General features: G+C 72.1%; 4 protein-coding genes. All 4 read right to left on the reverse strand.

Annotated features, from left to right (window positions below):
* Nucleotides 1-23: 23 nt before the first annotated feature.
* A complete protein-coding gene (locus tag D7Y15_RS42180) occupies nucleotides 24-1,301 on the reverse strand; it encodes a DUF4350 domain-containing protein (protein ID WP_120580097.1) in 1,278 nt (425 codons plus the stop codon).
* On the reverse strand, nucleotides 1,294-3,186 hold the full coding sequence (locus tag D7Y15_RS42185; RefSeq protein ID WP_121756084.1) for a DUF4129 domain-containing protein: 1,893 nt from the start codon (nucleotides 3,184-3,186) through the stop codon (nucleotides 1,294-1,296). Before D7Y15_RS42185 ends, D7Y15_RS42180 begins: the two co-directional genes overlap by 8 nt.
* Nucleotides 3,187-3,190: 4 nt before the next feature.
* Complete coding sequence (locus D7Y15_RS42190; protein WP_120600129.1) at nucleotides 3,191-3,457, reverse strand: hypothetical protein; 267 nt, start codon at nucleotides 3,455-3,457, stop codon at nucleotides 3,191-3,193.
* 59 nt (nucleotides 3,458-3,516) lie between these two features.
* Nucleotides 3,517-5,074 (reverse strand): transcription termination factor Rho (gene rho, locus D7Y15_RS42195; RefSeq protein ID WP_121756085.1); only part of this gene is annotated, 1,558 nt, incomplete at its 5' end.

Genomic DNA, 5,074 nt, shown 5'->3' on the forward strand with positions numbered 1-5,074 from the left:
AGGTGTATAAGAGACAGGGGCGTTCATGTTGTTCCGGGGCGGGGCCGGCCGGTGCCGGCGGGGTGGATGCGCTCGCGCAGTCGCGCGGCGGAAGTGGCGAGGGCCTGGATGTCGGCGTCCGTGCGGACAGTCTCGGACTGGCGGGTCACGTCGAGCAGCCCGTCCGCCAGGTCCTGGCGTCCGCGCGTGCGCAGCCCTTCCGCGACGGCGACGGCGGTGGAGTGTGACGGCAGGCCCGCGAGCGGCGCCAGTTGCTGCGTGAGTCCGCGCGAGATGAGTCCCGCGGCGAAGCCGTGGTGCCGGCCCTCGCGGTACAGGCGGCTCATGGCGAAGAGGGCGTCCGTGGCGCCCACGCGCATGGACTCCGGCGGAGGGAGCGGACGGCCGAAGCGCTTCAGCGCGCCCGCCCACAGCACGACGCCCAGGAGCAGCTGCGCGACGGCGAAGTGCAGGCCGTAGCGGCGCGCGAAGTCCACGAGCGAGCGCTCGTTGGTGAAGCCGTGGTGGAACTCGTCGAAGGCGAAGGGGCCGGGGCCCAGGGCCTCCAGCGCGCTCAGCCAGAACTGCGCGTTGTCCGCCCTCGCGAGCGCCGGGTTCATCGCGAGCTCCGGGGCGCCCACCACCAGCACCCGGCCCTTGCCCGCGTGAATCACCGCCGCCACGGGGAAGCCCAGGCGTTCATCCTCCAGCACCGTGACGGCGCCCTCCGGCAGCCGGAGGTAGGCCTGGACCTTCGCCTCCACGCGCTCCACGCCCAGCGTGTACGGCGTGGGCAGCGAGGGCACCAGCGTGCGCATGGGCAGCGTCACGTCCGCCTTGTCCAGCTTCACGCCCAATTCATCCAGGAGCGCGTTCTCCTTCGAGCCCCAGGGCACGTACACGAGCGAGGCACCGGCGCGGACATGCGACAGCACGCGCTCCACCTCGTCGTCGTCCAACTGCTGCGCCCGCAGGGCATTGAAGCCAGTGTGCGGCGCTTCCTCGTCGTCCACGCCCGCGTCTGGATCCGAGGCGAGCCGCGTCTGATCCGGATCCTCCTCGTGCGAGTCCTGGACCTCCACGGCGAGCAGCACCAGCGCCTCATGACCGGTGAGCAGGCGCAGGTCCGCCATGTTGCGCGTCACCGGCAGACCGCTCTCCTGCGCGAGCAGGTACAGGGCTCGCGCGCCGTCCGGTTCCGCGCGGAAGGTGGACAGCGGATCCGCGAAGCCGCCGCGCTGGGCCCCGCGCACCAGGAACGCCCCGAGCACGCCCGCGAGCAGCAGGCTTCCCAGCACGAGCAGTGGGAAACGGTCACGCACCGACGGCCTCCTGCGCGGCCGGCGCGGCGAGCAGCGGGGCGGTGATGGCGCGGAACTCGGTGTAGCCGTCGGCGCTCACGGGCACGTTGCCGTACCACGCGAAGTCGAAGCGGCGCGTCAGCTCACGGAATGGGGCCTTCACCTCCGGGCGGCCCCGGAACGCGCGCAGGTAGTCCCAGTTGGACAGCGTCTCGTCGTAGTGGATGGCGCCGTCGCGGTGCAGGCGCGACAGGAGCGCGAGGTACAGGTTGCGCACCGCCTCGCGGTACTCGCCCTTCGCGGCCAACGCGTCGGCCAGGTGCGCCCAGCCTTCCGGCGGACGCGACAGTGCGTGGTCCGGGCTGCCCGCGAGCGCCGCGGCGTCCATGGTGCTCACCTCCAGCGCCGGGCCCGACTTCTCGCGCTTGCGCCGCAGCACGTTCACGACCACCACTCCCAGCACCGCCAGCGTCAGCGCGACCAGCATCACGACGAGGGCGTTCGCCGCCGCGCCTCCGCTCACGGGCAGGGCCGTGTCATGCGACTGGGGCCGCGGGTTGTTGCGCTTGAAGAAGTCCCTCAACCACTCGCCCAGCTTGTCGATGAAGCGGCGCCACCAGCTCGGCTCCGAAGGAGGGACCTCTTCCTCCTTGGGTTCGGCCGGGGCCTTCTCCGGGCGCTCCTGGAACTCCGGCCGCGCGAGGATGGCCCGCGCCCGGTCCGTGGCCGCACGGGCATCCGCGCGCGCCTGGGCCTCGGCCGTGGCCGTCACCTGCGCGAGCCCGTTCTCCAGCGCCACCGCCGCCGTCTCGCAGTCCTCGTCGTCGTAGGCCAGCTGCTCCAGGTGGCGCACGAAGCGATCGAGCTTGACCGTCTCACGCGCGTTCAGCGCGTCGAAGTCCTTGAGCGCCGTGCCCTCCACCTGTTCGGGCAGCTCGCACTCCGTCGCGACCTTCTCCAGCCGGGTGCGCAGCGCCTTGCGGTCCACGGGCGCGGTGGCCTCCGGCGCGGCCTCCACCGGCGCGGGGACCGCGAGCAGCAGGCCCGTGGCCAGCAGCAGCGCCGCGGCCACGCCCTTGGATGCGAGCACCCCTCGCTGCGTACTCCGCTCCGGGAGCTGTTGAACGGCGGCCAGCAGGTCCAGGCCTTCCTGCCGCACGCGTCCGTCCACCAGCAGCAACGTGGCGGTCGCCGCGCGCAGGGGCTCGAAGAGGGCGAACGTCGTCGCGGCGAGGAACACGAGCCACGGCGGGTTGTCCAACGACGCGAACCGCTCCGCGAACGTCAGGTCGATGCCCACGAGCTGCCGCCCGAGATACAGCAGGAAGTTGAGCCCCACGTGCAGGTTGAGGAACACCAGCACCTGCACGCCCATCAGCCAGCGCACCGCGGTGGCCGTCCCGCGAGACGGGCCCAACAGCTTCGAGCCCACCGCGTACAGCTTCAGCGGGCTGCCCCGGCCCTGCATCGTCGCCGCGTAGCCCACGCCCTGCGCGGAGAGGAGGAACAGCGCGATGCCCAGCGAGAAGGTCAACGTCAGCACGTTGAAGAGCGCCAGGTACGCCACCGCGATGAACAGGCTGGGCAGCCTCTCCATCGCCGCGCGCAGGGATTGGCGCACGGACGGCTCCGCCTTCGCGCCCAGCAGCACCTCTTGAACGTAGTGGCACGCCGCGCCCTGGCCCACGCCCCGTAGGAACCACGCGAGCGTCACGTACAGCGCGGGCAGGGTAGGGGAGCGCCCATGATCCACGGCGTCCACCAGGTGCAGCAGCGCGGCCACCACCGCCGCGCCACCCGGCAGCGTGAGGGCCCACACGCCCGCGTCGCGCGCGCACAGGCGCAGCGCCGCGTCCATCAAGGCCACCGGACCCCGGGGGCGCAATTCCAATGCGGAGACGGCCATCGCGCTAGCCCACCGCGTGCGCCGCCAACAGGACGCCGCCCCACACGAGCACGACGCCCACGAGCGCCAGCACCACGTGCGCCACGCTCCACTCGCGCCGGGGCGGCGGCCCCTCCAGCGCCTTGCGGCGCTTCTCGAGGCAGCTGGCGCAGCGGTTGATGCCCTCGAACTGCGTGGTGCACTCGCGGCAGATGACGCGCCGACACTCCACGCAGACGCCCAGGCCCGCGCGGTCCGGGTGGTAGTGGCAGCGGCCCGAGCCCTGAATCATGCGCTCACCTTACGCAATCCAGGGCTCGCCACACCACCCCCGCGCGGGCTTCCCGGGGACTACATCTCGTCGAAGAACTCGTCGTTGTAGGTGTACCGGCCCAGGCGTTTGACGAGCGCCTCCATGGCCTCCACCGGCTTCACGGAGAAGAGCATCTGCCGCAGCTTCTTCACCTTTTCGTATTCGCGCAGGGTGAAGAGCTTCTCCTCCTTGCGAGTGCCGGACTGGGGGATGTTGATGGCCGGGAAGATGCGCTTCTCCGCGAGCAGGCGGTCCAGGGTGACCTCGGAGTTACCCGTGCCCTTGAACTCCTCGAAAATCACCTCGTCCATGCGGCTGCCGGTGTCGATGAGCGCCGTGCCGATGATGGTGAGCGAGCCCGCCTCCTCCGTGGCGCGCGCGGCGCCGAAGATGCGCTTGGGGCGCTCCAGGGCGCGGCTGTCCACGCCGCCCGTCATGGTGCGGCCGGAGCTGTCCACTTCCTTGTTGTAGGCGCGCGCCAGGCGGGTGATGGAGTCCAGGAGGATGACCACGTCCTTGCCGGATTCCACCAGCCGGCGGGCGCGCTCCAGCGCGAGCTCCGCGACCTTGAGGTGGTCACCCGTGGGCCGGTCGGAGCTGGAGGCGATGACCTCCGCCTTGATGCTCCGGCGCATGTCCGTCACTTCTTCCGGGCGCTCGTCGATGAGCACCACCATGACGTGGCACTCCGGGTGGTTCTGGATGACGGCCTGTGCGATGCGCTGGAGCATGATCGTCTTGCCCGTCTTGGGCGGGGCGACGATGAGCGCGCGCTGCCCCTTGCCGATGGGCGCGATGAGGTCCAGCACGCGCGTGACCATCTCCTTGTGGCCGCTCTCCAGCTTCAGCCGCTCGGTGGGGTCCACGGAGGTGAGGTCCGCGAAGTGCGGCAGCCGGGGCGCGCCCTCCAGCGGGCGGCCGTCCACCGTGTCCACCTTCTGGATGACGCCCTTGTGGCCGCGCATCTGCGCGAACGCGGTGAGGTACTGGCCCTGCCGCAGGCGCAGCTTCTGCACCAGGTTCTTCGGCATCTCCGGGTCGTCCGGCGACGCCAGCAGGTTGCGCTTCACCTGACGCAGGAACGCGTTGGGGCCCTTGGACTCCGTGTCCAGCACGCCCTCCACGGGCGCCAGGTTCTGCTGCGGCGCGCCCTGGGCGTGCCCGCCGCCGCGCTGCTGTTGCTGATGGCGCGGGTGCTCGTGCCGCTGCGGCGGCGGTTGCGGCTGGCCGCCGTCCTGCGGGCGGCTCTCCTGGCCCTGCGGCTGGCCGCCGCCCTGGGGCGGCTGCTGTTGCTGCTGCGCCTGGCGCTGGCGGTACTGCTCCAGCTCCTGAGGCGTCAGGAAGACCTGCACCTGCTGGCCGTCCGGGCCCGCCTGCATGCGGTAGGCCTGGCCTTCCGGGGTGAGGTGCACCTGCGCGCCACGACGGCGGCGGCGGCGACGGCGGCGGCGGCCGCCCTGGCCAGCGGCTCCGGGGGCGCCGTTCTGGCCAGCGCCACCCGCGGAGGCCTCACCGTCGTCGGGGCCCTCGTCGCCCTCGTCGTCACCGCCGTCATCGTCCGCCTCGGGGGGCGGGGGAGGACGGGCGGCCGCGGGT

Source organism: Corallococcus sp. AB030 (assembly GCF_003668965.1).
Lineage (GTDB): Bacteria > Myxococcota > Myxococcia > Myxococcales > Myxococcaceae > Corallococcus > Corallococcus exiguus.

Excerpts from the sequence above, each read along its gene's own strand:
- D7Y15_RS42185 (WP_121756084.1), bottom strand. The coding sequence starts at position 3,186 with ATGGCCGTCTCCGCATTGGAATTGCGCCCCCGGGGTCCGGTGGCCTTG.
- D7Y15_RS42190 (WP_120600129.1), bottom strand. The coding sequence starts at position 3,457 with ATGATTCAGGGCTCGGGCCGCTGCCACTACCACCCGGACCGCGCGGGC.